The following is a 24,577-nucleotide window of genomic DNA, read 5'->3' as shown; positions in this document are numbered from 1 at the left end:
CCGCCCCCGCCGGCCCGATTCCTCTCGTCGAGGCTAGCGTGTCGGCGGGTGCAACCGGTGAGAAACGGGTATCGACGGTGCCATGGCTAATGAGCGTCCCAGGGTCGTGATCATCGGCGGCGGATTCGGCGGCCTGTTCTGCGCCCGTCGCTTCCGCGGGATCGACGTCGACGTGACCTTGCTCGATCGAGCCGCATGCCACGTATTCCAGCCCCTGCTCTACCAATGCGCCACGGGCACCCTCAGTATCGGTCAGATCAGCCGGTCGCTTCGCGAGGAACTCGAACACCACCCGAACGTCCGAACATTGCTCGGTGAGGCCATTCGACTGGACCCCGCCACCCGACGGGTCACCGCACGCAGGCCCGACGACTCCACCTTCGACGTCGACTACGACTACCTGGTGATCGCGGCCGGCATGCGCCAGTCCTACTTCGGTCACGAGGAGTTCGCCACGTGGGCGCCGGGGATGAAGACGCTCGACGACGCCCTGAGTATCCGGCGGCGGGTGTTCGCGGCCTTCGAGATCGCCGAGACACTGCCGCCAGGACCTGAACGTGACCAGTGGCTGACCTTCGCCGTCGCCGGCGGTGGTCCCACCGGCGTCGAATTAGCCGGTCAGATTAGGGAATTGGCGACCCGGGCGCTGGCCAACGAATTCCACAGCATCCAGCCGCGTGAGGCGCGGGTGTTGCTGTTCGACGGCGGCGATCGCGTGTTAAAGAGCTTCGCCCCCGCGCTGGCCGGCCGGGCGCAGGAGACGCTGGTGAAGCTCGGGGTGGAGTTGCACTTCGGCGTGCACGTCACCGATGTCCGTCGTGACGGCGTGACCGTGAGCCCGAAAGGGGGCGGGCCGGAGGAGAACTACGCCACCCGCACGGTGTTGTGGACAGCCGGCGTGGAAGCGGTGCCGTTCGCTCGGCACGCCGCCGACGTCTTGGGGGCGCAGACGGACCGATCCGGCCGCGTCACCGTCGATCCCGACCTGTCGGTGCCCGGCCATCGAGAGGTCTTCGTCATCGGTGACCTCGCAGGTCGCGACGGTCTACCCGGTGTGGCGGAGAACGCGATGCAGGGCGGGTTGCACGCCGCGGCATGTGTCCGTCGCGATCTGAGCGGAAAGCGACGCAAGAACTACCGCTACCGCGACCTCGGCTCAGCGGCCTACATCAGCCGCGGCAACGCACTGCTGCAAGCGGGACCCGTGAGGCTGGCCGGCACATGGGGCTGGCTGGGCTGGGGTTTCATACACATCGCCTTCCTGACCGGAGTGCGCAACAGGTTCAGCACGGTCGGTACCTGGATGGCGACGATCGCCCGGGCCAACCGCAGCGACCGCACCTTCATCCTGGGAGGTTCCGGCCATCCCGAGGAGCCCTACACGTGGGAATCGCCGGTGCATCAGAGTTACAACACCGGTCCGGAGAAGTCAGCGTAGAGGCGCGATACGGTTCCCGCCGCGGAGGCTCTCGCGAAGGTCGACCAGAATGTCGGAGGCCGCATCGAAGTCGGGCCGTGGGCCGTCGTCGCGCCACGACTCGACGATGACGATCGCGACATCACGAAGCTTGACGTTGCAGTCCTGCGACAGCACCCGAAGGACGTCGAAGGCACCTTCGGCGTCGATACCGAAGGTCTGCATCAGCATGCCTTTGGCCTGTTCGATGACAGGTTGGCTGGCGAGTTTGTCCCGCAGTTGCGCGATCGTCTCGCGCAGGTCGTCCACGTCGGCGTGGCGGGCGCCCGACGTGGTGAGCGCGCCGGTCATCTTCCTTTTGTACGCCGATGCGTGCGCAAGCGCAATGATTGCTAGCTGAGCTTCGTTCGGTGTGGTGGGTCGCGCATGTACGCTCAGCTGCAGGTACCAATTCGTGGTCCATGCGCACTGTTTCGCAAGGACGATCTCGAGGACGGGCGACGCGGACATGGCCGAGCGCACGATAGTCGGCGTGAGCAACGAGCAGGTCGAATCGGTGATGCGCGCTTCCCGTGCATTGGTCGGAATCACCGCCGCATCGATCATGACCGTCGATGACGTGGTGACCGTGCCTCAGGTCCGGGTGATGATGATGATCGCCACCCGCGGGGCGATGAACATCGCCGCCGTCGCCGAAGGCCTGCAGGTGAATCCGTCCAATGCCAGCCGGCTCGTCGATCGCTTGCTGAAGATCGGCCTGATCGACCGCCGTCAGGATCCCGTCGACCGACGAAACATCTCACTCACGTTGACCGACGAGGGGCAGGCGCTGATCGACACCGTGATCCGCCACCGGCGGACCGCGATCCGCCGCGCGCTGCGCCAGATGGCGCCGGAGCGGCGCGAACTCCTCGCGACAGTGCTCGAGGACTTCGCCACTGCTGCAGGCGAACCCGCGCAGGAGTACCGGCGCATGCTGGTCTGATCAGACGGTCGTCAGTCCGCCACAGCCCGAGCCGACGAGTGCGCCCGCCCGATGACGAGTGGCCCGACGATCGCCGGCATGCCGTGCCAGGTCGCGTGCTCGACCTCCGGGATGAGACCGCAGGCCGCCATCGTCTCGAGAGTGTCTCTGTTGCAGACACATCCGCCCGCGAAAGCACGCCAGGGTCGTAGCAGCAGATCCTGGAACGCCGCCAACCACCGCGATCGCGCCCGCACGTGTTCGACGAACACCAGCTGCCCTTCCGGAGTAAGCACGCGGGCGATCTCCCGCAGCGCACTCTCGGGCTCGGCGACGGTGCACAGCACCAAAGTCGAGACAACCGTGTCCACCGACCCGTCGGGCAGCGGAAGATCCTCGGCCGGTGCATCGATGATCCGAGCCACCCGGCCCAGATGATGGAGCCGACGGTTCAGCCTGCCGCGCATACCGGGTTCCGGTTCGGCCAGGATCAGCTCATCGATCGCGCCCGGGTACCACGGCAGGTTCAGACCGGTGCCCGCCCCGATCTCCAGCACCCGCCCGAATGCCTGGGCGAGCAGCGCCCTTCGGCGTCGACGCATACCCGCGACCTCGCCCAGCCACAAGAAGGGGTCGTAGAGCAGCGCCATCACGCGCAACCACGCCTGGTTCACGGATCGAATGTACGAGCCACCGGGTGAGCGCTGCATCGCCTGAATCGGCCATCGTGGTCGGGTGGCCGGTTCCGGTGAGTCAGAGGAGCCCGCGGCGGGCCGCCTCGGCGACAGCCGCGGTGCGCGACGGGCAGCCCAGTTTGTGGCGGATGTTGGCGACGTGACGGTGCACGGTGTGCGGGCTGACGGCCAGCTGTTCGGCGATCTCGCGATCACTGAGACCCCGCGCCACGTAGCCCAGGACTTCCCGCTCGCGGAGTGACAGTGGTCCTGGATCCGGCGCCATCGCGTCACCAGCGTCGGAGCGATCGCTGCGGCAGACCCGGACGACCGCGTCGACGTCACCGTGCCAGGGGAAGTGTGAATCACCCTGCAGTGGAACGAAAATCGCGCCAGGGATAGCGGCGGCGACCTCTCGCCCGAGCCGGAACGGTACCGCACGATCGTCGCGGCGATGCACGACCGTCGTCGCAGCACGCACATCGGCCAGATACGCACTGACATCGAGCCGATACACCATGTCGAGCAGTGCCGCAGCCGTCTGCGCCGTGGCCGAAGCGCGTTGCAATCGGGCGAACCGATCGTGCTCGGCGATGTCTGCGCTGCCGAGGAAGACGTCGCTGAGCACGCGGGCGCCAAGACCCCAGTGCACCTCGATCGCGGAGATGATCGCCCGGCCCACCTCCGGCGGGGTGAGCAGGTCGCCGCGCGCATACGCACCATAGAGAACCAGGCGGTCCACTCGCTCGGGATACATTGCGGCGAAGGCGATTGCGGTCGCGCTGCCTGAGGAGCCGCCCAGCAGCGACACCCGGTCCAACCCCAGCTCGTCGCACAGCGCCCGCAACGTCGCCACCTCGGCCTCGAGGGTCAGGTCGGCCTCGCGCACGTCCCGGTCGGACATGCCGACGCCCAGGCGGTCGTATCGGATCAGTGTGCGATCGCCCGCCATTCCCGTCCAGAAGTGCTGCACGCCCGGCTGCTGCCAGTCGAGCTCGAGGTGGCTCACCCACCATGCGGGAGCGATCAGCGGCGGTTCGGCACTGTGGTCCGGCCCGCGCACCTCGTACGCCAGCCTGCGCTCACCGATGCGCAGGAACTGCATCATCCGTGATCCGGACCTCGTCACCGACACCGAGGAAGCCGCCGGTGACGACCTCGGCGTAGATGCCCGCGCAGGGCAGAACTCCGAATTCGCCCGCCTGGACGCGGTTGTGCTCGAGGGCGTAGCGCACGGCCAGCGGCGACCGTGGCAGCGATCCGTGCTCGAGCGTGGGGACGGCGCACCGGGGCGTGGGGAGTGTCCCTCGCACCTCGACACCGCCGATGTGGAGGGTGACACCGACCCAGTCGTTCTCTACGAAAGGTGGACAGCCCGGGGGTGTCTCGATCACGATGTTCGGTCGGTAGCGCACGGCCTCGGCGCGGTCGAGCCCGATGGCGTCGAGTGTGGCGGTGGTGATGAGGTGCACGGGGGAGTGGTCGACGAAAGCGCCGCCCGGTGTGCCCTGAGCGATCTCGAGGATCTCGGCCTCGATGTCGGCGTCGATGCCATGTGTCAGCACGTCGACCGGATCGGCGCGCTCGACGGAGGCCCCCGCGCTGCGCTCGTCGGCCAGGGCCACGCGCCGTCCCACCAGCTCCGACACCGCATCGGCCGACTGCTCGACCGGTATCGCGCGGCCGTCGGGCATGGTGACCAGGACACCGCGGTCCCCGGTGTTCGCCGAGCAGTGCAGCAGGTGCCGCCACAGGCGAGGGTTCTTGGCCGTGGCCACGCGTCCCGTCTCGCCATCGACGAAGGCGAACCGGCGGTCTCCAGCGACACCGAGGGGGCCGAGCTCGAGGCGGGCGCACTCCTCGCCGAGCATCGACTTCACGGGGTAGCGGCGCAGGGCAGCCACCCGGCCGCTGAGAACCGTAGTCATGGTCTGCACCAGCGTACGGGTCGGGGAATGCCGTCAGCGCGCGTGCGCGATGGCGAACAACCCGACGACTCCCACGACGTAGATCACCAGAACAGCCAGAGAGTCGATGCCCATCCGGGCGATGCGCCGCTGCGGGCGAAACAGCAGACCGGCCGCATAACCCAATGTCAGAACGATTGCCAGCGCCGTGAGGTAGATGTCGGTGCGTTCCGCGTGCGGCAGCACGGCGTCACCTGACAGCATGGTGGCCATCAGGAACAGCACGGGGAGGAAGGCGTTCCCGCCGAAGATGTCCGACACCGCGAGCTGATAGTCCCCATGGCGCACCGATGCCAGACCGGTCGACAGCTCGGGCAGTGATGTCGCGGCGGCCAGGACGGTGGCGCCGAACAGAACCCCCGAGAGGCCGATGCCGTCGGCGATGGCATCACCGCTGCGTTCGAGGACGACGCCCGCGACGAGAGTCGCCACCGCGGCCAGACCGAAGATCAGCGCTGACCTCGCGGTGCTGATGCCGCGTGCGGTCGCTTGGCTCTCAGTGCGTGCGGTGCTGTGTCCTCTGGGTTTGTCCTGGCCATCCGGCGGTTGTCCGGACTCGTGCCATGGCAGCGACTGCCCGGCACGACGCAGCAACAGCAGCCCAGCCACCCAGGCCACGAGGATGAGGAGAGCGGCGGGGGTCACGCGCCAGACGATCAATGTTCCCGGGAGCTGGGTCCCCGCGATCACCAGCGCCAGCACCGCGACCACGAGCGCGGCCTCCAGCACCAGAACCAACGAGGCGGCGCGGTAGGTCAGAGGCCGCGGACCGCGGATTCCGAACGCGTCCAGTGCCACGAGAACCACCGTCTGGATGGCGATACCGCCGAGGATGTTGCCGACCGCGACGCCCAGATTGCCGGAGAGTGAGGCGCTCGCGACGATCGCGATCTCGGGCAGGTTCGTGGCGATCGCAAGCAGGATGAGCCCACCGAGGGCTGATCCGAGATGAAGCCGGGTGGACAGCACATCGGTCTGGTTCGACAGCGAGATACCGGCCACCCAGATCGCCGCCGCAGCCGCGGCGAAGGCCAGCAGCAGAGCCCACATCGGCCAACCGGACACGGAATTCCCTCTCGAGGTGTGGCAGTGGACTACACAGTGCGACACACGTACCCGGTCAGTCGACGAGAAACCTGTCAACTTCCTGAAAGCCCGGGGCCAGTGAGGATTAGGGCGACCCACGAGGATGTCGTGGCCTGATGTTGTGCGGTACGGTCCCGTGTCGTACCGTCAACGAAGTTGATTAGCGACCCTAGCGATCCTCGGACGGTCCGCGCCTCGTCGCCGCTCCTGAAAGGCCAACGCATGCAGCGGAACTCGTTCGCTCGGCGGCTCGGGCGACGGTGGCCGCTGATCGTGGCGATCGTGGTGATCGCTGTGGCCGGGTTCGCGGTGTACCGATTGCACGGGATCTTCGCCTCGGAGGACGTGACCGCGACGCCCAGCGGGTCGGACAGCCAGATCGTGCCGTTCAACCCCAAACACGTCGTCCTCGACGTCTTCGGTCCGCCGGGCACCACCGCCACGGTCACCTACCTCGACGTGCACGCCCAGCCGCAGAAAGCGCTCGGAGTTGCGCTGCCCTGGTCCTACGACGCCATCACCACCGACCCCGCCGTCTTCGTCAACGTCGCCGCCCAGGCCAACGGTGACGCCATCGGCTGCCGGATCACGATCGACGGCGAGGTCAAAGACGAGAAGCAGGTGAACACGCTGAACGCCTACACCTTCTGCCTGGACAAGTCCGGATGAGCGCCGGGATGTCGTGGCGGTCGATCCCGGATCTGATCCGGCGCTTCTCGGTGCTGATCGCGCTGTTCTGGCTCGCGACCGCGGTCATCACCAACGTCTTCGTACCGCAGCTGGAAACGGTGGCCGAATCCCACAACGTGTCGCTGAGCCCCAAGGACGCGCCGTCGCTGCAGGCCAGCAAGCGCATCGGCAAGGACTTCGGGGAGTACGACTCCGACAGCTCGGCGATGATCGTGCTGGAAGGCGACCAACCGCTCGGCGCCGACGCTCATCGCTACTACGACGGCTTGGTCGCCAAGCTGGCGCAGGACACCACCCACGTTCAGCACATCCAGAACTTCTGGGGCGACCCGCTGACCGCGGCGGGTTCGCAGAGCTCCGACGGCAAGGCCGCACTGGTGCAGGTGTTCCTCGCCGGCAACCAGGGTGAGTCACTGGCCAACGAGTCGGTCGACTCCGTGCGCGACATCGTGAACAACACTCCGGCTCCACCGGGGGTCAAGGCGTACGTGACGGGCCCGGCGCCGTTGATCACCGACCAGTTCGAGGTCGGACGGCAGGGCACGTTGAAGACGACGCTGCTCACCATCGGCGTCATCGCGGTCATGCTGATGGTCTACTTCCGGCGCCTCACGACGGTGTTCTTCGTCATCTTCACCGTGATGATCGAGTTGACCGCCTCGCGCGGTGTGGTCGCGGTGCTGGCCAACGCCGGCATCATCGAGCTCTCGACGTACTCGACCAATCTGCTGACCCTGCTCGTCATCGCGGCGGGCACGGACTACGCGATCTTCATCCTCGGCCGGTTCCACGAGGCGCGCCACGCGGGGGAGGACCGCATCGCGGCGTTCACCACGATGTACCACGGCACGTCGCACATCATCCTGGGGTCGGGCTTGACGATCGCGGGCGCGGTGCTCTGCCTCACCTTCACCCGATTGCCGTACTTCCAGAGCCTCGGGGTGCCTGCCGGCATCGGTGTCCTGGTCGCCGTGATAGCCGCGCTGACGTTGGCGCCGGCCCTGTTGTCGATCGGCCGGCACTTCGGACTCTTCGAACCGGCCCGGCCGATGAGCACCCGCGGGTGGCGGCGGATCGGCACCGCGATCGTCCGCTGGCCCGGCCCGATTCTGGTGGCGACGGTCGCGATCGCCCTGATCGGTCTGCTGGCGCTGCCGAACTACAAGACCAACTACGACAACCGCACCTACATGCCGGCCGACTCGCCGGCCAACGTCGGCTACGCCGCCGCCGAGCGACACTTTTCCCAGGCGCGGCTGGAGCCCGAGTTGCTGATGGTCGAGGCGGACCACGACCTGCGCAACCCCACCGACATGATCCTGCTCGAGCGGGTCGCCAAGGCCGTCTTCCACACCGACGGCATCGCGCAGGTGCAGTCGATAACGCGCCCGCTGGGCACCCCGCTGGACCACACGTCGATTCCGTTCCAGCTCAGCGCCAGTAGCGCGTCGCAGATCAACTCGCTGCCCTTCCAGCAGGCGCGCACCGCGGACCTGCTCAAGCAGGTCGGCGTCATCAACGACTCGATCAACACGTTGCGCAAACAGTATGAGCTGCAACAGCAGTCGGCAGCAGTCACTGATGAGCAGACCCAGGCGTTCGCGCAGACCGTCGCGACAGCCCAGGATCTGCGAGACAAGATCGCCAATTTCGACGACTTCTTCCGACCGATCCGTAACTACTTCTACTTCGAACCGCACTGCTACGACATTCCGATCTGCTGGGCGCTGCGGTCGCTGTTCGACGCACTCGACGGAATCAACGACCTGACCGACCAGCTCGCGAACGTCGCCGGGAGTATCGCGAAACTCGATGCGCTGCAACCGAAACTGCTGGCATTGATCCCACCGCAGATCAGTGATCAGCAGACGAACCGTGATCTGACGATGACGAACTACGCGACGCAGTCCGGTCTGAACGACCAGAACTCGCGGGCGCTCGAGAACTCGACGCAGCTCGGCGCGGCCTACGACGCGTCGAAGACCGACGATTCGTTCTATCTGCCGCCGGAAGCGTTCACCAACCCCGAATTTCAGCGTGGTCTCAAGCTTTTCCTCTCACCCGATGGCAAGTCCGCGCGGATGATCATCACCCACGAAGGGGATCCCGCGACCACCGAGGGGATCTCGCACATCGACTCGATCCGGCACGCGGCGGTCGAAGCCGTCAAGGGCACACCGCTGGCCGGCTCGCGAATCTTCATCGCCGGCACCGCGGCCACCTACAAGGACATCGCCGACGGCGCGAAGTACGACCTGATGATCGCGGGCATCGCGGCGATGTGTCTGATCCTGCTGGTGATGGTGTTCATCACGCGCAGCATCGTCGCGGCATTCGTGATCGTCGGCACGGTGGCGTTGTCGCTGGGCGCGTCGTTCGGCCTGTCGGTGCTGATCTGGCAGGACCTGTTGGGCATCCAGCTGTACTGGATCGTGTTGGCACTGGCCATCATCTTGCTGCTGGCCGTCGGCTCCGACTACAACCTGTTGCTCATCTCGCGCTTCAAGGAAGAGATCGGGGCAGGGCTGAACACGGGGATCATCCGGGCGATGGCGGGATCGGGATCGGTCGTGACGGCGGCCGGGCTCGTGTTCGCGGCGACGATGGCGTCGTTCCTGTTCGCCGATCTGCGCATCCTGGGCCAGATCGGCACGACGATTGCGCTGGGTTTGTTGTTCGACACCCTGATCGTGCGGTCCTTCATGACCCCGGCGGTAGCCGCGCTGCTGGGCCGCTGGTTCTGGTGGCCGCTACGGGTGCGGCCGCGGCCGGCGAGTGCGATGCTGCAGCCCTACGGCTCGCGGGCGGCGGTGCGTCAGCTCCTGCTGTGGGAGGACGACGACCCGGTGGTCCGGCCCGCGAAGTGAGCGCGGGCACGGTGCTCGGGACACTGGTCGAACGTGGGGCCTGGGTACAGGTTTCCGACACATCTTGTGCACAGGGCCCACGCTCGAACTAGCTCGGCTCAGACGTGGGCGGGTTCGCGCTGTTCGATCGGCTCGGTGTCGAGCACCTCGGCGTCACGCAGGTTGCCCTTCAGCGCGGCGACGCGGCGGAGCTGATTGGCCATGTTCATCGAGGTCAGCATCGGGATGCCGCCGATGAACGTGCGGAACGACGGATTGCCGCCGTCGAGGTGCAAGACGAACAGGCACCCCACGACATAGAAGAAGCCAAGGGTGAACAGCGCTGCGGGGATGGCGTACGCGAGCGGGGACCGGGCGTCGTCGATCAACTCAGCGGCATAGTGGGCTTCGTCACGCGTCAGCGGTTGCCGTTTGCGCAGCTTCGCCAGCACGTCCTTGTGCGCGCCGACGGTGTCGCCCAGCGGATGCGACGTCCGCCGCTCGAGCCGGCCGATGTAGACGAAAACGCATGTGGCAAACACGATTTCGGCGACTGCGGCAAGTGCCGCCAGATCACCCCATAGGCCGAGTCCCACGATGTATCTCCTCACGTTCCACTGAGAAGGTTACCCGGGCTAACTGTTTGTGAATCGCGCTCACAGCAACGACACAGGAAGGGTGGCCCAGGCGCTCGTCGGTACCCTCGCGGGTGATCCCCTCACGAAAGGCGCCCCGTTGTCGACACAATCCGCGACCGCTGTGGATGGTATTGCCGGCTGGACGGTCGAGCTGATGGAGCGGTGGGGAGGCCTGGGCGCGGGCATCGCGATCGCGGCCGAGAACGTCTTCCCGCCCGTACCGAGCGAGGTGATCCTGCCGATGGCAGGCTTCGCCGCCCGTCTCGGTGACCTCTCGCTGGCCGAGGCGATCGCCGGTGCCACCGCGGGGTCCCTCGTCGGCGCCTGGTTGCTCTACGCGCTCGGCGCGTGGCTCGGACATGACCGGATGCGTGCACTGATCCTGCGGATGCCCCTGGTCGACGCCCAGGATGTCGACAAGACCACGGCGTGGTTCGGCAAACATGGCGCCAGAGCGGTGCTGTTCGGCCGGATGATTCCGCTGTTCCGCAGCTTCATCTCGATCCCGGCGGGCGCGGAACGCATGAACTTTGCGCTGTTCACGGTGCTCACGCTGCTGGGTAGCCTCGTCTGGAACAGCGCGTTGATCGGCGCGGGCTACCTGCTGGGGGCGAACTGGCACGCGATCGATCCGTACACCGCGGTGCTGCAGTACCTCGTGATCGGCGGCGTCGCGTTGTGGCTCGTCCGATTCGTGGTGACGCGGAGGCGCCGCGCGCGAGCGTGAGCCGCTTCGATATCGAAGCACTAAGGTCGGGCCGTGGCCGACTCCCTGAACCCGACGCAACTGCGGGCGTACTTCGCCCTCATGGAGGCCGTCAGCCTGCTCCAGTACGCGGTGCGCCAACAGCTGCAGGAAGACGGCGGCGTGAGTTATGTGCAATTCGAGATCCTCGCCAAGCTGACAGACAGCGATCGGCCGCTCACGATGACCGAACTCGCCGACGGTGTGGTCTACAGCCGCTCGGGACTGACCCATCAGGCCGGCCTGCTGGAGAGCCACGGTCTGATCAGCCGTACCGCTTCCCCCGACGATCAACGCGCCACCGTCGTCGAGATCACCGAGCAGGGCCGTGACCTGGTCGCGGCAGTACTGCCGGGGCACATCCGGGTGGTGCAGGAGCTGCTCTTCGACGCGCTGTCTGCCCGTGACGTGCGCGCACTCGGGGACATGATGAGCACGGCTCGCGACCACATGCGTGCCCGCCCACCGCGCTCGGCCGCCCCCCGCAGGCGCCGCGCCGACTGAGGCGAGGGACGGCCCGGCAGGCATCAGTGCCGGACGGGGATCAGGAGCGTCTTCCCGTGCAGGCGGCCGTTGTCCGCATCGTCGTGCACGGCCGCGGCGTGATCGAGGGGACGTCGGTCGGCGACCTCGATGCGGAGCCGGCCGTCGTCGACGCGGTCCACCAGCGCGGCCAGCCCAGCGGCATCGCTGCGAACGAACACCCGCTGGCTGCGGATGCCCCGCGGCGGGTTCTCCGGTCCGAACGCCATGGTGCCGACGTGGACGCCGCCATCGGCGACGAGGCCGATCAGCGCCTCGGTCTGTTCGTCGGTGGTGGAGATCAGGTTGAGCACCACGTCGAACGGCGCGCCTTCGACGCTGATCGGCGTCCGGCCATAGTCGACATAGCCGACCGTACGATCGGCGCCGAGATCCCGCAGCCGCTGCGCGTCGCGCTCCCTGGCCGTCGCGGTGACCTGTGCGCCGGCCTGCGTGGCGAGCTGAACGGCGTAGCCGCCCACAGCCCCGGATGCCCCGTTGACCAGGACACGTTGACCGGCCGTGAGGCCGGCGATCTCGAACAGGGCCTGCCAGGCAGTGAGCGCGGGCTCGGGCAGTGCTGCTGCGTCGGCGAGCGGCACCGAGGTGGGAGCGGCGGCCAACGCGTCGGCCGGCACGACGGCGTACTCGGCGGCCGCGCCGTCGGCGTCCAGGGGCAGGAACGCCACCACTGCATCGCCGACGTTCCACCCGGTGACGTCGTCACCGATCTCTGTGATCGTGCCGGCGACGTCGACGCCCGGTATGTGGGGGAACCGGACCTGGTAGACGTCGGCCAGGTAGCCGCCGCGGATGCCCGCGTCGACCGGGTTGAACGACGTCGCGGCAACCTCGACCACCACCTGCCGCGGGCCTGCTGCCGGGCGGGGCGCGTCTTCGTAACGCAGCACCTCACTGTCGCCGTACTCGTGGAATCGCACTGCCTTCATGGTGTCCTCCTCGATCAAGTGCTTCGATTTCGAAGCATCTGACGGTGACAACTCGCTTCACTGTCGAAGCATTCCCTCAGAGCAAGTTGGGATCGGTAGGCCGGAGGGACCGGTTCACTTCCCAGCACGCGGCCCCGACCCTGCGGGCCCTGCACCGAGGAACACACATGAACGACCAGGCCCACCACGGCATGACGACCGCAACGGTGTCGTCGGCTGAGTACCCCACGATGTCGTCGCAGGAATACACCGACCGCAGCGCCCGCGGCCTGGCATGGTCGGCGAGCTCGCTCGGAGAGCCCGACGACAGCGGATACGACCTCGGTGACTTCGATCAGTTCGGTGATCAATTCGGGGATCTCGACGACCGTGCACAGCGCGGCGTCACCGCGGCGCTGGTAGCAGCGATGGTCGGCGCCGGACTCGCGTTGGGGTCCCTGGGCGTGGTCGCCTTCGCCTATCTACACCCCGCCGAGCAGGCACCGGTGGTCGTCCGGCCGAACGCGGTGGCGCTGCCGTCGACTCCGGCTCCGGCGTCCGCGCTGCCTCCGGTGACGGCACCTGTGGAACCGGCGGCCATCCTCGCGACGCCTCCGTCGGCAGATGCGGCACCGTCCGTGCCAGCCACGCAGGTCGTCATGCGTCAGACCCCGACGAAGAAGCCCGCTCCCGCGCCTGTCGCTCCCGTGGCTGCGCCGGCCCCTGCGGCCCCGGCGCCCGTGCTGCCGGCCGACCCCGCGGTGCCGCCCCCGCCCGCGCCAGTGGTCGTGGTGAACGTGCCGCTCCCTGCGCTGCCGCCCATCGTCGTCAAGCACCCACTGCCCAAGCCGTCAGTGGACACTCCGGCGCCGGCGGAGCAGTCAGAGCCCGTCGCGCAGCCAGAGCCCGCCGCGCAGCCAGAGCCCGTCGAGCCGCCGGTCGATCCCGGGCCCGCACCCGCGGAAGATCCGGAGCCGAGTGTCGTTGTGCCGCAGCCCTAGTGGAGGTCAGGCAAAGCGCACGGCAAGGGTCGCCAGGCCGAAGATCTTCTTGCCCGCCGACTTCGCGCCGATGATCAGGACACCCGACCGCGTGTCGGTGTCCAGGGACTTGACCTTGCCGCTGAACTCGACGTCGGCGCCTTCTTTGGCCGACACGATCGCGGGCGAGGACAACCGCACCGCGAACCGCAGGGCCGCGCCGGGATCCCCGGTCCACGACGAGGCGAACCCGGCGCCCAGCCCCATCGTCAGCATGCCGTGGGCGATCACATCGGGCAGCCCGGCCAGCTTGGCGATGTCCTCGTCCCAGTGGATCGGGTTGGCGTCGCCGGCCACGCCGGCGTAGTTGACGAGGTCGCCCCGCGACAGCCGGGTGTGGTGCACGGGGATCTCCTCGCCCGCCGACACCTTCTCGAACGCCCGGGAGCCCGGCGTCCGCGTCGAGCCGCCATCGGAGAGGCGGACGTCGCCGTCGGGCCGCACCGTCTTCTCGTAGCTCTCCTGCGATCCTCCGATGTCGAGGATGTTCATGTCGTGCATCATCGCCTTCTGCACCGCGGTCTTGACGTCGGCGCCGATGTCCTCGGCCGTCACGCCGACCACTGTGGTGTGCAGCGTGTGCACCCGCTCGCCCTCGGTATCGGTGAAGGTGTTGGTGACCGTGATCAGGTCACGCCCGGCGATGCGACGGACCGAGGTCAGCTCGACGTCGATCTTCAGCTCGTCACCCGCGACGATCGGGCGGTGCTGCTCGAAGACCTCTTCGGTCTGCATGTAGGTGTCGTAGCCGACCACGACCTCTTCGAACATCCGCCGATTGCACTGCATCCCCGGTGCCGAGGTGAAGGTCAGCGGGGCGATCAGATCGGAGTAGCCCAGCGCGGCGGCGGCGTCGACGTCCCAGTGCGCGGGGTGATAGTCCTGGACCGCACGGGCGTACTCGCGGAGCTTCTCGCGGCCGACCAGATACGTGCCGTCCATCTGGTAGTAGTGGCCCACCCGGGCTTCCAACGGCGACGTTTCGGCTGCGGCAGTCATGGATTGCACACTAATCGGCATGGCAGAACGGTCGGCGAGGGCGGCGCGTGGCGGGCTCACCGCCTCCCAGCAGCGGGCGTGGATCAACTACATGCAGGTGTACCACCGACTCGAGTACGAGATGAACCGGCACCTGCAGCGCGACTGCGGACTGTCACTCGCGGACTACACGGTTCTCAATGCGCTCTACAACGCGCCGGGTCGCACGGCCCAACTGTCGAGCTTGGCCACAGTCATCGGGTGGGAGCGCAGCCGGCTCTCACACCACCTGAAGCGCATGGCTACCCGCGGGCTGATCGACAGGCTGCAATCGGCCGACGACGGCCGCGCCACTGACATCACACTCACCGACGACGGCGCCCGCCGGTTCCGTGCAGCCGCCCCCGTCCATGCGGCCTGGGTGCGCGAGACGGTGTTTCCCAACACTGACCGTGGCCAGGAGACGGCCCTCGCCGACGTCCTGACCACGGTCCATGACTCACTTCTGCGCGCGGGCACGCTCCCGCCTCCGGAATTCGGCTCGCCGACCCAGTAGCTCAGACCTGTTCGGCACCGCCGTCGACGAAGACCTCCGAACCCGTCATGAAGCTGCTCTGATCCGAGGCCAGGAACAGCACCGCGGCGGCGATCTCCTCGGGTCGACCGACGCGACCCAACGGCACCTCCGCCGCCATCCCGTCGAGCAGCTCCTGCTCGCTGCCGGGCGCGAGCCCGACGAGCCCCGGCGTCTCCACAGGCCCCGGGACGACAGTGTTGACCCGGATGCCGCTGCTCGCCAGTTCGCCCGCCCAGGTGCGGCCGAATGACCGGATCGCGGCCTTCGTCGCCGCGTAGACACTGAACGACGGCGTTCCGTTCGACGCGGCGGTGGAGCCCGCCAGGACGATCGAGGCGCCGCGGTTGAGCAGCGGCAGCACCTTCTGCACGGTGAACAGCGTGCCGCCGACATTGGTGGTGAACGTGGTGATGAAGTGCTCGACGGTGATGTCGGCCAACGCGGCGAACTCGCCGCCGCCGGCGTTGGCGAACACGATGTCGAGGCCCTTGCCGTGTTCCTTGATGGCCTCGACCACGGCGTCGAGTTCCTCGGGCTTCGACACATCGCTGCGCACGCCGGTCGCCCCGTCGCCGATCGACGCGACCGCCTTGTCGAGGGCGTCCTGCCGGCGGCCGGTGATCACGACATGCGCACCCTCGGCGGCCAACCGCTGCGCGGTGGCCAGTCCGATCCCGGATGTCCCGCCGGTGACCAGTGCGGTCTTTCCCTCTAGCTGTCCCATGATGTTCCCTTCTTCGCGGTGGACGTGCCGTGCAACATGCGTGACATGTCACCTATTCCGGCGTAGTCACTACTGTGGTGACGTGTTGTTCTTGCTGTTCGGATTCGGGACCAAGCGCAAACCCCTCGGCGCGGGAGGCGTGCGGACCTGCCCGCGGTGCCACAACACCACACAGTGGACACGGATGAGGCAGTTCCGCCAGTTCAGCGTCTTCTTCGTTCCGCTCGCGCGGTGGAAGCGACAGGAGTTCGAGGTCTGCGGAATCTGCGGCACCGCCGTCGCAGCGTGACTCGGGCTCGGATTGGCACCTCGGATTGGCGCGGCGCCGAGGACCGGCACTATGTTTCACGGGGTGATCTCCCGCGCTGCGCGCGTCATCGCGCGCTGGACCGTTCCGTTCCTGGCGGTTCTGACCGTCGCAGGACTGGTAGCCCACCCGTCGTCCCCACAGCCGTCGATCCGGCTCGCCGCTGACGGCAACCCGCTGGCCGGCCTGCCGTTCTACGTCAACCCCGACTCCAAGGGCATCCGGGCGGCCCGCGGCGCCGGAAATCCGACGCTCGACCGCGTGGTGAACACGCCGACCGCGTACTGGATGGACCAGCTGTCGACACCTTCGGTGGACGCGAAGTACATCGCGACCGCTCAGGCGGCGGGCACGATGCCGATCCTCGCTCTCTACGGCATCCCGCACCGCGACTGCGGCAGCTTCGCCGCGGGCGGCTTCGGATCCGCGGGCGCCTACCGCAACTGGATCGACGGTGTCGCGGGGGCGATCGGTGGCGGACCGGCCGCCGTGATCCTCGAACCCGACGCCCTCGCGATGGCGGACTGCCTCTCCGGCGATCAGCGTCAGGAGCGATTCGACCTGATCTCCTACGCCGTGGACACACTCACACGCAATCCCGGCACCGCCGTCTACGTCGATGCCGGCCACTCCCGCTGGGTCAGTGCCGAGGAGATGGCCAACCGGCTCAACCAGGTGGGCGTCGCCAAGGCCCGCGGCTTCAGCCTCAACACCGCGAACTTCTTCACCACCGACGAAGAGGTCGGCTACGGCTCCGCGATCTCCGGCATGACCGGCGGTAAGCCGTTCGTCATCGACACCTCGCGCAACGGTGCCGGCCCAGTCGAGGGCGACCCGCTGTACTGGTGCAACCCCGAGGGACGGGCCCTCGGCGTGGCGCCCACCGCGAACACCGGCAACCCGCAGGTGGACGCCTTCCTGTGGGTCAAGAGACCCGGCGAGTCCGACGGGTCGTGCGGCCACGGAGAGCCGGGAGCCGGCACGTTCGTCAACCAGTACGCCATCGACCTGGCCCGCAACGCCGGCTGGTGAGAGTGCCCGCCGCGTAGGATTTTTTCCGCAAGACCCCAGGCGGAAGGACAGGCGGTGGCGAGCGGACCCGATACCGCGACGCTGGCACGGGTGCTGGAGGCAGCCGGATGGGCGCCGTCCCGGCAGAACGCGCAGCCGTGGCGCTGGCGCGTCGACCCTGACGGTCTGCACCTGGACGCCGATTGGGGCCGACGGCTCGGCGACTCGCCCTTCGATCGACGCGATGTCCTCCTCGCCTGCGGCGCAGTCCTCGATCACTGTGCGGTCGCGCTGAGCGCCGCCGGCTGGGCCACCCGGATTCGTCGCTTCCCGGACGCCGTGGTCGATCCTGTCCCCGATCCTGGGCGCCTGGCCTCCTTCCAGATGATCGAATCCGTCCCGCGGCCGGCCGCACGTGAGCTCGCCGACGTCATCCACCGCCGCCGATCGGACCGCCGCGAGTACGGCGCTGCCCGGCTGCCTGACACGACGATCGAAACGCTGCTGGTGCGCGCCGCGCGGCACGGTGTGGACCTGGCGGTGGTCCCGACCGCCCGCTGGCACCGCGACGACACCGGTCAGGTGCATCTGCACTTCGGCGACGGCGGGCCGTCTGCCGCCCCTGCGGACGGCGTGCTGCTTGCGCTGGGCACCGAGGACGACGGCGACGCGGCACGGCTGCGTGCCGGCGAGGTGGTCAGCCGCGTCCTGCTGTCGGCGACGGCGCTGGGCCTGGCCTCCTGCCCGTTGACCGAGCCGCTGCGGTCGGCGCGGGACAGAGTCGCCGTGGCGTGCGAAGTGTTCGACGGGACGAGGCACCCGCAGATGCTTCTCCGCATCGGCGCGCCGCCGGCTGACGCGCCGGACGTCCCGGCGGTCCTACGGCGCCCTCTGGCCGAGACGACGACCTGGGCCGTCGCGGGTAGTTAGCGATGCGCTCGCTGCTGTGACGCGGAGCGGTTCGGTGGCCGATGCCAACCCGCCTGCGCCGTCCAGATGACGTGTGCGAGGCCATGTCCCAGGCGGTCCAGGCGGGCTAGCGCCGATGACAGGTCGGCGGCCAGCGGCAATTCGCCGTCGGGGTCGCAGATCGACAGCAGGCGGCGAACCGGGTCGCCGCCCACGATGGTCCAGTCGACATCGCTGCGGCTGCAATGCACGCTGATGTAGAACAGCGCAGTGAAACCGGCTGAGCCGAAGAAATCGACCGCACGCAGGTCGAGGACGAGCTGTTTCGATATGCGGGTGTGACGCTGCACGTAACGGCCGAATTCGCGCCCGTTCAGCGCGTCGATGTCACCGATGACCGCGATGGCGACTCGGGTGGACGAACAGTGACGCGCCTCGAAAACGGCTGAGCCGCAACGTTGTTGCGCGTAGTCCGAGCTGTAGTGGAGTGAAAAGCTACGGTGCTTCTCAACGGCGGTCATGGCGGGAAACCTCGGATCGGTTGAACTCGTGAACAGGCCGCAGGCTGGAAGCTCAACCAAAGTCAAGATAATACGGATTTCGTTTGAGCGAAAGGTCTATGTCCATTCTGCGCGTATGCCCTGCCAGCAGCGCATCTGCACCGCGCGCGCCGACGGAATATTGACGCTCGAGGTAAACAGTGGCTGAGCGGCTACGGAATCCGTCGTCACAGAAGCGCAGGCACAATGGATCGTGCCCTCACACGCGATCATCTCCGGAGCCGGCATCGCCGGTCCCGCACTGGCCCACCAGCTCAACGCCCGCGGGTGGCGCACCACGGTTCTCGAGCGCTACCCCCAGCGCCGCGACGAGGGACAGAACGTCGACATCCGCGGCGCCGCCCGCGATGTCATCCGACGCATGGGAATCGATGCCGACGTGCGCGCGGCCAACACCACCGAAATCGGAACGCGCTTCGTCGCGGGAGACGGCAGGGTGGTGGCGTCGTTCCCGGTGGGCAGCGGCGGCCATTCTGACGGCCCCACTGCGGAACTGGAGATCCTGCGCGGCGAACTCTCGCGCATTCTCGTCGAGCACACCGAAGCGCAGACCGACTACCGGTTCGACACCCAGCTCGTCGACGTCACCGACCACGGTGAGGGGGTGACGGCGGCTCTGGGCGACGGCTCGACGCTGGACGCCGACGTCCTCGTCATCGCCGAAGGTCTGCATTCGCGGTCGCGGCGGTTCGTCACCCCCGTCGACGTCCACACACTGGGGATGTACTGCGCCTACGCCACGCTGCCGCGGGACGACTCCGACGAGCGATGGTGGACATGGCAGCACGCCACCAAGTCGCGCAGCGTGCACCTACGTCCCGATAACCTGGGCACCACGCGCGGGATGCTGACGTTCATGTCCGACGTGCGCGGGCTGGAGGAACTCGGCAGGGGCGACCTGCTCACGCTGCTGCGCCGCACGTTCGCCGACGTCGGGGGCGCCGCGCCGCGCATCCTCGATGCGCTCGATGCCGGTGCGCCGATGTACTTCTCCGCCGTCGGTCAGGTGCACCCGCCGGTCTGGAGCAAGGGGCGCATCGGATTGCTCGGCGACAGCGCGTTCTGCAACGCGACGTTCGGCGGGGCGGGCACGAGCCTGGCGCTGATCGGCGGCCACCTTCTGGCCCGCGAACTCGCCGCCGGTGAGGAGCCGAGCGTCGCACTGCGCCGCTACCAGGACGTCATGCAACCGTTCGTCGCGACAGCGCCTGTCGTGCGGGAGGGCACGCTGCGTCTGGCCAATCCGCGATCACGCTTCGGAATCGGTGCCGTGCACGCCGTCGGCCGCATTGCCGCGGGCCCGTTCGGCCGGGCATTCAGAGCTGTGTCGGGGATGGCAGGCATCGGTGGTGACGAGCAGTCACTGGACTGAGTCACCCAGCAGTGCATCGATGGCCGCCATCTCGGCCGCCGTCGCCCACGACGGATTCGACTGCATCGGAACGCGAAACACCTCCAGCGACGCAAGATCCGGAACCGTACGCAACTGCGCGGCGGTCAACGGCCTGGACAGCAGCGGGATGCCCACCGGCACCCGATGTCTGCCGCCGTCGACCACCACGTCTCCGGTGATCCGGCCGAGGCCCCAGATACCGCGGTCCGGCCGCGTCGTCACCCACAGCGCCACCCGCTGGCCCGGCTGCATCAACCGCGTCCGATAGTTGTCGGCCACGCACCACTGCGGCGCGGTGTGCCCGGCCGAGACCATGGGCTCGACCGGTGTGAGGCGCGGGTTGGCTTTGATCACCCACGCGCCCAGCCGATCGAGCGAAACACGCTCAGACGTCGGAGCTCTCCCGCCACAGATCGATGCCGGATTCGATGGCGAAGCGGTCGATCTCGGCGAGCTCCTCATCGGTGAAGTCCAGGTTCTTCAGGGCACCCAGGTTCTCGTCCAGCTGCGCCACGCTCGACGCGCCGATCAGCGTCGACGCCACTGTCGGCTCCCGCAGCACCCACGCGAGCGCCAGCTGAGCCAGCGACTGACCGCGACGTTCGGCGATGGCCGCGAGTCCCCGCAGCCGCTCCAGCACGTCGTCGGTGACCTGCTCGTCGTCGAACGTCGGCCGGGCGGTGGCGCGCTCCACCCCGTCGGCGGGCTGCGTCAGATAGCGGTCGGTCAACAGGCCCTGCGCCAACGCGGTGAACGCGATCGCGCCCATGCCCGCAGTGTTCAGCTCGGCGGTCAGGCCGTCCTCGATCCACCGGTTCAGAAGCGAATACGACGGCTGATGGATCACGAGCGGCGTGCCCAGACTCTGTGCAATGGCGGCCGCCTCGGCCGTCTTGGCCTGCGAGTACGACGAGATACCGACGTAGCGGGTTTTGCCCGTCCGCACCGCGGTGTCGAGCGCGCCGATCGTCTCCTCCAGCGGAGTGTGCGGATCGATGCGGTGCGAGTAGAAGATGTCGACGTAGTCCACTCCGAGCCGGTCGAGGGACTCGTCGAGACTGTTCAGCACATAGGTGCGACCGCCGAGCTGACCGTACGGACCGGGCCACATGTCCCAGCCCGCCTTCGTCGAGATCAGCAGTTCGTTGCGATACGGCTTGAAGTCCCGGCGCAGCATGCGGCCGAAGTTCTCTTCCGCCGAACCGTAGGGCGGGCCGTAATTGTTGGCCAGGTCGAAATGTGTGATGCCGCGATCGAAGGCGTGCCGCAACACTTCTCGCTGCGTGTCGAACGGCCGATTGTCGCCGAAGTTGTACCAGAGGCCCAGCGAGATCGCCGGGAGCAGCAGACCCGAGGACCCCACCCTCCGGTAGGGCATCTCGCTGTACCGCTGGGCCGAGGCCACCCAGGGATCGTGGGTGAACGGAACGTCGGGAATCGCGAACTGCTCGGCCATCACCTCATCGTAGGCCGCCTCCGTCTACTGTCCGGCATTCCGTCACGCCGGTGCGGACGGAGCGAGAATCTCGATCACGCCGTCGTTCTCACGCACCGCGATCTCCGGCAGCGGCGGGGGAGCCACGGGCAGCTGATGCGTCAGCGTCTGGCCGGACAGGGCGAACGACGTCGAATGGCAGGGACACCTCAGCCGGCCCTCGGGCGCGTCGAGCCAGAGGGCGCAGCCCTGATGGGTGCACACTCCGGACACCGCCTGCAGGTGACCGTCACGACGATGGACGAATCCGCGGACCGAACCGACGTCGAACGCGAGGGCGCCGGCCGAGGGCACGTCCGCGGTCCTCCCGACGGACCGCCAGGTTCCTCCGGTCGGTTCCAAGACGCCCTGGGCTAGCGCATCTGTCTGCTGCGAGCTGTCTTTCGCGCTCAGAAGGTTCCGACCGACGATGATTCCGGCCACCGCAGAGGCAGCAGCGACACCCGTTCCGACCACCACCTGCCTGCGGGTGCCTGCGACCGACGGTCGCTCGTCGTCGGCCATCTGCAGGGCCAACTGGCGGTGCAGGTCGGCGACGAACTCCTCACCCGGGGCGTCGCCCCCGGTGCGGGCGGCCCGCAACTCGATCGCGGCAGCCATCTGCGCGGCTTCGGCATCGTCGGGGCGGGCCGGCCGGGTGCGCCTACCCCGCAGGAGGTCCTCGACGAACTGGCGCACAGTACGATCGCTCATCAGGTGCCCTCCTCGTCGTTCTGCGCGGCCAACCGTAAGGCCCGGTGCTGCAACACCTTTGCGTTCGCGATGCTGACGCCCATCTGCGCGGCGGCCTCCCGGACGCTCATCGCCTGCAGGAACCGCAACTCCAGGATGCGCCGATAGTGGTCGGGCAACGCGTCGAGCAGCGTACGGACCCGGCCCGGCGACGATGCCGTCGTCGCGAACTCGACGTCGGGTGCGTCAGCGACATCGGCAACGTCGATCGCGGTGATCTCCCGTCCCATCCGGTGCCGCCAATAGGACGCGAGGACGGTGCGCGCCGTCTGGCGCAAGTAGGTGCGTACCTCGGGCACCGTGGCCGACACCCGCAGCGGACGTAGCGCCGTCGTGAACACCTCTGCCGTGAGGTCTTCGGCATCCGGCCGATTGCCGACCTTGGCGTACATCAGCCGGTACACCCAGGTGACGTTGTCGCGGTACACCGCGTCCCAGTTGGGGTACGAATCGTCGGTCACCGGCCGGAGTTCCCCGCGCCGGGTCGTCCGGAACCCGACTGTCTCATCGTGGCGGGCGGTCACGACGCGCGCCGGCACGTCATGCTCGGCGACCTTTACGGGCATCCAGAGACACGCTGCCCGCGCCCACGATCAGCAGGAAGATGCTGCCGCAGAGCATGGCGATCTCGAGGCGCCCCTCGTGGAAGAAATCCCAGACACCGCCCTCGGACGGATAGAGGGGAGCATCTCGCCACAGCAGCGGCACTTTGGTGATCGTCAGCGCGCCGATCATGTCGACGATCATCGGGATCACCGCCAACCGGACCAGCAATCCCGCGAGGATAGCTGCGCCGCAAAGGATTTCGGTCACTCCGTCGGCGTACGCGAGTGCTGTCGGCAAAGGTATCCCCGCCTTGTCGAACCGGCCCGGACCCAGGGTGTCGAGGCGAACGAATTTCAGCACACCCTCGCCTGCGAAGATCAGGCCGACGTAGAGGCGGATCAGGACCACCGCTCCCGAGGCTCGCGTGGCGGTCACGTGATCGAACGGGAGGGAGCGTGCGGAGAGGACGGACATGCGGGCTGCCTTTCTCGACAAAGGGTGTCGTCGAGAAATACGCAGGCGGGTTACATTTCGTTCAGCCTCATTTCGTTCAGCGTCATTTCGTTCAGCGGCGCAGCGGAACCGCCGCGTCGAACTGGGCCGCCTTGCCCGCCGACTGCCACGAGAGCCATCGCTCCCAGCGGTGCATGTTCGTCCGCTGCCACCACCGGTCCAGCGGTGGGCAGATCCGGCGGCCGATCTCCATTGCGGTGATCGCCGGCGCGCGTGCAAGCAGCAGCGCGACGCCGGGCAGCGCCGCCGGCAACCGGTAGCGGCGGCGATTCCACGGCAGCATGTACAGGCCGAGATAGCCCGCCTGCACCCGGTAGTGGTACTCGGCGCGCACCCGGGCGAGTCCACGGTGCGTGGCCGTCGGGGCGAACGCCGGCACGAAGGATTCGACGAGTTCGGTTCCGCTGGAACCACTGTCGTGACTGCGGGCCGAATCGGCCACCAGCAGGATGCGCCACGCGTCGGCCACCGTCTCGGGAAAATAACCGTCACACCGCACCCCGACGAGGTGACCGCAGTACCGGTTGAAGTGCAGCACCGCGCGCATCTCGGCGGGGGACGTGAGGTGGCCGAGCAGGAACAGGCCGAGCGCCGGCGCCACGCTTCCACCGAGCAGCGTCAACAGCATCGCGGACTGGCTGATCGGCAAACCCCATCGCGCGGCGTCCCACTCCGGGTGCTGCCGCACGCGCTCACGGACGCTGACGTGCATGATGCGCACGTGCAGCGAGATCTGCCGACCGAGCGAGCCCGGGGTCAGCAGCGCGCCGGGGCGGCACACCTCGATCCACCAGCGTGACGTCTCCAGGTAGCGGTGCAGCGCGCGCTGACCGGCGTAGCCGCCCGAGAGGGAGAGTGGGACCGCGAGCCAGCCCTCGGTGTAGGTGTCGGTGGTACCGGCGTTGCCGAGCGCGCCCAGGGCGTAGGCCCACCGCCGCCACACCGCGGCGCCCTGCTCGACGAGCTCGGGATCCAACCAGTCGGGGGCTTGTTCGAACTCCGCGAAGAGTGCACGCAGGGATTCGGGTGCCTCGCGCACGCTGTCGATGCCGTGGCGTTGGGCCTGCTCCACGAGATGGCGGGCGCGGCGTGCGCCGAGTTCTCCGAGGTAGGTCTCGGCGACGAACCGTTCGGCCACGGGGTCACCCTCGGTGAGGCCGGCGATGAACGCTCGGGCGACGGCGTCGCTCGGGAACGGGTCGACCCCCGTCAGCCGGCGGACGCCACTGCGCAGCCGCGCGCGGCGGGCGCCCACGTCGGGGTAGCGGAACGCGGTGGGCGCCTGGAGCGGACGAACCGTGTCGGGCATTGCTC

Annotated in this window: 28 protein-coding genes; 12 read left to right on the top strand and 16 right to left on the bottom strand. The window is 68.0% G+C overall.

The genetic code is table 11. The features are described 5' to 3' along the window. Positions 1 to 82 precede the first annotated feature (82 nt). Positions 83 to 1,438 carry an NAD(P)/FAD-dependent oxidoreductase gene (locus ACZYYX_RS02775; RefSeq protein WP_463812863.1) on the top strand — a complete coding sequence of 452 codons (1,356 nt, stop codon included), beginning with the start codon at positions 83 to 85 and terminating at the stop codon, positions 1,436 to 1,438. Here the strand turns inward: ACZYYX_RS02775 and ACZYYX_RS02770 are convergent. Next, entirely contained in the window at positions 1,430 to 2,023 is a 594-nt protein-coding gene (locus tag ACZYYX_RS02770; RefSeq protein ID WP_463812862.1) for an ANTAR domain-containing response regulator, read from the bottom strand. The two genes, ACZYYX_RS02775 and ACZYYX_RS02770, sit on opposite strands and share 9 nt — an antisense overlap. On the opposite strand from ACZYYX_RS02770, the gene ACZYYX_RS02765 reads away from it, so the two are divergent. Further along, positions 2,022 to 2,402 (top strand): MarR family transcriptional regulator, encoded by a 381-nt coding sequence (locus ACZYYX_RS02765; protein ID WP_463812861.1) that lies wholly within the window; start codon positions 2,022 to 2,024, stop codon positions 2,400 to 2,402. The two genes, ACZYYX_RS02770 and ACZYYX_RS02765, sit on opposite strands and share 2 nt — an antisense overlap. A gap of 11 nt (positions 2,403 to 2,413) precedes the next feature. Here the strand turns inward: ACZYYX_RS02765 and ACZYYX_RS02760 are convergent, their stop codons facing one another. From ACZYYX_RS02760 to ACZYYX_RS02745, 4 genes are all read right to left on the bottom strand, one after another. Beyond that, the gene (locus tag ACZYYX_RS02760; RefSeq protein ID WP_463812860.1) at positions 2,414 to 3,055 is read right to left on the bottom strand and encodes a class I SAM-dependent methyltransferase; all 642 of its coding nucleotides are present in this window, start codon (positions 3,053 to 3,055) and stop codon (positions 2,414 to 2,416) included. Between the two features lie 79 nt (positions 3,056 to 3,134). Further along, on the bottom strand, positions 3,135 to 4,163 hold the full coding sequence (locus ACZYYX_RS02755; protein ID WP_463812859.1) for an alpha/beta fold hydrolase: 1,029 nt from the start codon (positions 4,161 to 4,163) through the stop codon (positions 3,135 to 3,137). Further along, positions 4,138 to 4,983 (bottom strand): MOSC domain-containing protein, encoded by an 846-nt coding sequence (locus ACZYYX_RS02750; protein WP_463812858.1) that lies wholly within the window; start codon positions 4,981 to 4,983, stop codon positions 4,138 to 4,140. The genes ACZYYX_RS02755 and ACZYYX_RS02750 overlap by 26 nt, the downstream gene beginning before the upstream one ends. A 33-nt stretch (positions 4,984 to 5,016) precedes the next feature. Beyond that, positions 5,017 to 6,087, bottom strand: a complete 1,071-nt coding sequence (locus tag ACZYYX_RS02745) for a sodium:calcium antiporter (RefSeq protein WP_463812857.1) — start codon at positions 6,085 to 6,087, stop codon at positions 5,017 to 5,019. A 243-nt stretch (positions 6,088 to 6,330) separates the two neighbouring features. On the opposite strand from ACZYYX_RS02745, the gene ACZYYX_RS02740 reads away from it, so the two are divergent. Together ACZYYX_RS02740 and ACZYYX_RS02735 are read left to right on the top strand one after the other, a co-directional pair. Further along, on the top strand, positions 6,331 to 6,777 hold the full coding sequence (locus ACZYYX_RS02740) for an MmpS family transport accessory protein (RefSeq protein ID WP_463812856.1): 447 nt from the start codon (positions 6,331 to 6,333) through the stop codon (positions 6,775 to 6,777). After that, on the top strand, positions 6,774 to 9,665 hold the full coding sequence (locus ACZYYX_RS02735) for an MMPL/RND family transporter (protein WP_463812855.1): 2,892 nt from the start codon (positions 6,774 to 6,776) through the stop codon (positions 9,663 to 9,665). The genes ACZYYX_RS02740 and ACZYYX_RS02735 overlap by 4 nt, the downstream gene beginning before the upstream one ends. Before the next feature lie 98 nt (positions 9,666 to 9,763). Here ACZYYX_RS02735 and ACZYYX_RS02730 read toward each other — a convergent pair whose 3' ends face one another. Continuing rightward, on the bottom strand, positions 9,764 to 10,240 hold the full coding sequence (locus tag ACZYYX_RS02730) for a hypothetical protein (RefSeq protein WP_463812854.1): 477 nt from the start codon (positions 10,238 to 10,240) through the stop codon (positions 9,764 to 9,766). Between the two features lie 196 nt (positions 10,241 to 10,436). Here ACZYYX_RS02730 and ACZYYX_RS02725 point away from each other — a divergent pair, with 196 nt between their 5' ends. Both ACZYYX_RS02725 and ACZYYX_RS02720 read left to right on the top strand, forming a co-directional pair. Beyond that, positions 10,437 to 11,009 carry a DedA family protein gene (locus ACZYYX_RS02725; RefSeq protein WP_463814783.1) on the top strand — a complete coding sequence of 191 codons (573 nt, stop codon included), beginning with the start codon at positions 10,437 to 10,439 and terminating at the stop codon, positions 11,007 to 11,009. A gap of 33 nt (positions 11,010 to 11,042) precedes the next feature. Then, the gene (locus tag ACZYYX_RS02720) at positions 11,043 to 11,531 is read left to right on the top strand and encodes a MarR family winged helix-turn-helix transcriptional regulator (protein WP_463812853.1); all 489 of its coding nucleotides are present in this window, start codon (positions 11,043 to 11,045) and stop codon (positions 11,529 to 11,531) included. A 23-nt stretch (positions 11,532 to 11,554) separates the two neighbouring features. Here the strand turns inward: ACZYYX_RS02720 and ACZYYX_RS02715 are convergent, their stop codons facing one another. Continuing rightward, positions 11,555 to 12,499 carry an NADP-dependent oxidoreductase gene (locus tag ACZYYX_RS02715; protein ID WP_463812852.1) on the bottom strand — a complete coding sequence of 315 codons (945 nt, stop codon included), beginning with the start codon at positions 12,497 to 12,499 and terminating at the stop codon, positions 11,555 to 11,557. Between the two features lie 167 nt (positions 12,500 to 12,666). Between ACZYYX_RS02715 and ACZYYX_RS02710 the strand changes: the two genes are divergently transcribed. Then, positions 12,667 to 13,479, top strand: coding sequence for a hypothetical protein (locus ACZYYX_RS02710; protein ID WP_463812851.1), 813 nt, complete (start codon positions 12,667 to 12,669; stop codon positions 13,477 to 13,479). Positions 13,480 to 13,485: 6 nt separating this feature from the next. On the opposite strand, the gene ACZYYX_RS02705 is transcribed toward ACZYYX_RS02710, so the two are convergent. Then, positions 13,486 to 14,517, bottom strand: coding sequence for a fused (3R)-hydroxyacyl-ACP dehydratase subunits HadA/HadB (locus ACZYYX_RS02705; protein ID WP_463812850.1), 1,032 nt, complete (start codon positions 14,515 to 14,517; stop codon positions 13,486 to 13,488). A gap of 19 nt (positions 14,518 to 14,536) precedes the next feature. Here ACZYYX_RS02705 and ACZYYX_RS02700 point away from each other — a divergent pair, with 19 nt between their 5' ends. Beyond that, a complete protein-coding gene (locus ACZYYX_RS02700) occupies positions 14,537 to 15,052 on the top strand; it encodes a MarR family winged helix-turn-helix transcriptional regulator (protein ID WP_463812849.1) in 516 nt (171 codons plus the stop codon). A gap of 1 nt (position 15,053) precedes the next feature. Here ACZYYX_RS02700 and ACZYYX_RS02695 read toward each other — a convergent pair whose 3' ends face one another. Beyond that, positions 15,054 to 15,797: an SDR family oxidoreductase gene (locus ACZYYX_RS02695; RefSeq protein WP_463812848.1), complete on the bottom strand. Its 744-nt coding sequence runs from the start codon at positions 15,795 to 15,797 to the stop codon at positions 15,054 to 15,056. 85 nt (positions 15,798 to 15,882) lie between these two features. Here ACZYYX_RS02695 and ACZYYX_RS02690 point away from each other — a divergent pair, with 85 nt between their 5' ends. From ACZYYX_RS02690 to ACZYYX_RS02680, 3 genes are all read left to right on the top strand, one after another. Next, positions 15,883 to 16,086 (top strand): zinc-ribbon domain-containing protein, encoded by a 204-nt coding sequence (locus ACZYYX_RS02690; protein ID WP_463814782.1) that lies wholly within the window; start codon positions 15,883 to 15,885, stop codon positions 16,084 to 16,086. A 66-nt stretch (positions 16,087 to 16,152) separates the two neighbouring features. Continuing rightward, the gene (locus ACZYYX_RS02685) at positions 16,153 to 17,136 is read left to right on the top strand and encodes a glycoside hydrolase family 6 protein (RefSeq protein ID WP_463814781.1); all 984 of its coding nucleotides are present in this window, start codon (positions 16,153 to 16,155) and stop codon (positions 17,134 to 17,136) included. Between the two features lie 54 nt (positions 17,137 to 17,190). Then, complete coding sequence (locus tag ACZYYX_RS02680) at positions 17,191 to 18,045, top strand: nitroreductase family protein (protein ID WP_463812847.1); 855 nt, start codon at positions 17,191 to 17,193, stop codon at positions 18,043 to 18,045. On the opposite strand, the gene ACZYYX_RS02675 is transcribed toward ACZYYX_RS02680, so the two are convergent. Next, positions 18,042 to 18,545, bottom strand: a complete 504-nt coding sequence (locus ACZYYX_RS02675) for an STAS domain-containing protein (protein WP_463814780.1) — start codon at positions 18,543 to 18,545, stop codon at positions 18,042 to 18,044. The two genes, ACZYYX_RS02680 and ACZYYX_RS02675, sit on opposite strands and share 4 nt — an antisense overlap. Positions 18,546 to 18,777: 232 nt before the next feature. On the opposite strand from ACZYYX_RS02675, the gene ACZYYX_RS02670 reads away from it, so the two are divergent. Beyond that, positions 18,778 to 19,956 (top strand): FAD-dependent monooxygenase, encoded by a 1,179-nt coding sequence (locus ACZYYX_RS02670; protein WP_463812846.1) that lies wholly within the window; start codon positions 18,778 to 18,780, stop codon positions 19,954 to 19,956. Here ACZYYX_RS02670 and ACZYYX_RS02665 read toward each other — a convergent pair. From ACZYYX_RS02665 to ACZYYX_RS02640, 6 genes are all read right to left on the bottom strand, one after another. After that, complete coding sequence (locus tag ACZYYX_RS02665) at positions 19,945 to 20,331, bottom strand: hypothetical protein (RefSeq protein ID WP_463812845.1); 387 nt, start codon at positions 20,329 to 20,331, stop codon at positions 19,945 to 19,947. The two genes, ACZYYX_RS02670 and ACZYYX_RS02665, sit on opposite strands and share 12 nt — an antisense overlap. A 31-nt stretch (positions 20,332 to 20,362) precedes the next feature. Further along, the gene (locus ACZYYX_RS02660) at positions 20,363 to 21,433 is read right to left on the bottom strand and encodes an aldo/keto reductase (protein WP_463812844.1); all 1,071 of its coding nucleotides are present in this window, start codon (positions 21,431 to 21,433) and stop codon (positions 20,363 to 20,365) included. Between the two features lie 42 nt (positions 21,434 to 21,475). Next, the gene (locus ACZYYX_RS02655) at positions 21,476 to 22,165 is read right to left on the bottom strand and encodes a Rieske (2Fe-2S) protein (RefSeq protein ID WP_463812843.1); all 690 of its coding nucleotides are present in this window, start codon (positions 22,163 to 22,165) and stop codon (positions 21,476 to 21,478) included. Further along, positions 22,165 to 22,770 (bottom strand): RNA polymerase sigma factor, encoded by a 606-nt coding sequence (locus ACZYYX_RS02650; protein WP_463812842.1) that lies wholly within the window; start codon positions 22,768 to 22,770, stop codon positions 22,165 to 22,167. The genes ACZYYX_RS02655 and ACZYYX_RS02650 overlap by 1 nt, the downstream gene beginning before the upstream one ends. Beyond that, a complete protein-coding gene (locus ACZYYX_RS02645; RefSeq protein WP_463812840.1) occupies positions 22,745 to 23,224 on the bottom strand; it encodes a DoxX family protein in 480 nt (159 codons plus the stop codon). Before ACZYYX_RS02645 ends, ACZYYX_RS02650 begins: the two co-directional genes overlap by 26 nt. A gap of 91 nt (positions 23,225 to 23,315) precedes the next feature. Further along, on the bottom strand, positions 23,316 to 24,572 hold the full coding sequence (locus tag ACZYYX_RS02640) for an oxygenase MpaB family protein (RefSeq protein ID WP_463812839.1): 1,257 nt from the start codon (positions 24,570 to 24,572) through the stop codon (positions 23,316 to 23,318). Positions 24,573 to 24,577 lie beyond the last annotated feature (5 nt).

It is taken from the genome of Mycobacterium sp. IDUB_1 (assembly GCF_055419625.1).
Note: the sequence above shows the minus strand (reverse complement) of the source record. Positions and strands in the feature narration are given on the sequence as shown.

What these genes read in the sequence shown, in the direction of transcription:
- ACZYYX_RS02775 (WP_463812863.1), top strand. Translation starts at nt 83, where the DNA reads ATGGCTAATGAGCGTCCCAGGGTCGTGATCATCGGCGGCGGATTCGGC.
- ACZYYX_RS02765 (WP_463812861.1), top strand. Translation starts at nt 2,022, where the DNA reads ATGACCGTCGATGACGTGGTGACCGTGCCTCAGGTCCGGGTGATGATG.
- ACZYYX_RS02770 (WP_463812862.1), bottom strand. Translation starts at nt 2,023, where the DNA reads ATGATCGATGCGGCGGTGATTCCGACCAATGCACGGGAAGCGCGCATC.
- ACZYYX_RS02755 (WP_463812859.1), bottom strand. Translation starts at nt 4,163, where the DNA reads ATGATGCAGTTCCTGCGCATCGGTGAGCGCAGGCTGGCGTACGAGGTG.
- ACZYYX_RS02750 (WP_463812858.1), bottom strand. Translation starts at nt 4,983, where the DNA reads ATGACTACGGTTCTCAGCGGCCGGGTGGCTGCCCTGCGCCGCTACCCC.
- ACZYYX_RS02740 (WP_463812856.1), top strand. Translation starts at nt 6,331, where the DNA reads ATGCAGCGGAACTCGTTCGCTCGGCGGCTCGGGCGACGGTGGCCGCTG.
- ACZYYX_RS02735 (WP_463812855.1), top strand. Translation starts at nt 6,774, where the DNA reads ATGAGCGCCGGGATGTCGTGGCGGTCGATCCCGGATCTGATCCGGCGC.
- ACZYYX_RS02725 (WP_463814783.1), top strand. Translation starts at nt 10,437, where the DNA reads ATGGAGCGGTGGGGAGGCCTGGGCGCGGGCATCGCGATCGCGGCCGAG.
- ACZYYX_RS02715 (WP_463812852.1), bottom strand. Translation starts at nt 12,499, where the DNA reads ATGAAGGCAGTGCGATTCCACGAGTACGGCGACAGTGAGGTGCTGCGT.
- ACZYYX_RS02710 (WP_463812851.1), top strand. Translation starts at nt 12,667, where the DNA reads ATGAACGACCAGGCCCACCACGGCATGACGACCGCAACGGTGTCGTCG.
- ACZYYX_RS02705 (WP_463812850.1), bottom strand. Translation starts at nt 14,517, where the DNA reads ATGACTGCCGCAGCCGAAACGTCGCCGTTGGAAGCCCGGGTGGGCCAC.
- ACZYYX_RS02700 (WP_463812849.1), top strand. Translation starts at nt 14,537, where the DNA reads ATGGCAGAACGGTCGGCGAGGGCGGCGCGTGGCGGGCTCACCGCCTCC.
- ACZYYX_RS02695 (WP_463812848.1), bottom strand. Translation starts at nt 15,797, where the DNA reads ATGGGACAGCTAGAGGGAAAGACCGCACTGGTCACCGGCGGGACATCC.
- ACZYYX_RS02675 (WP_463814780.1), bottom strand. Translation starts at nt 18,545, where the DNA reads ATGACCGCCGTTGAGAAGCACCGTAGCTTTTCACTCCACTACAGCTCG.
- ACZYYX_RS02660 (WP_463812844.1), bottom strand. Translation starts at nt 21,433, where the DNA reads ATGGCCGAGCAGTTCGCGATTCCCGACGTTCCGTTCACCCACGATCCC.
- ACZYYX_RS02655 (WP_463812843.1), bottom strand. Translation starts at nt 22,165, where the DNA reads ATGAGCGATCGTACTGTGCGCCAGTTCGTCGAGGACCTCCTGCGGGGT.
- ACZYYX_RS02650 (WP_463812842.1), bottom strand. Translation starts at nt 22,770, where the DNA reads ATGCCCGTAAAGGTCGCCGAGCATGACGTGCCGGCGCGCGTCGTGACC.
- ACZYYX_RS02645 (WP_463812840.1), bottom strand. Translation starts at nt 23,224, where the DNA reads ATGTCCGTCCTCTCCGCACGCTCCCTCCCGTTCGATCACGTGACCGCC.
- ACZYYX_RS02640 (WP_463812839.1), bottom strand. Translation starts at nt 24,572, where the DNA reads ATGCCCGACACGGTTCGTCCGCTCCAGGCGCCCACCGCGTTCCGCTAC.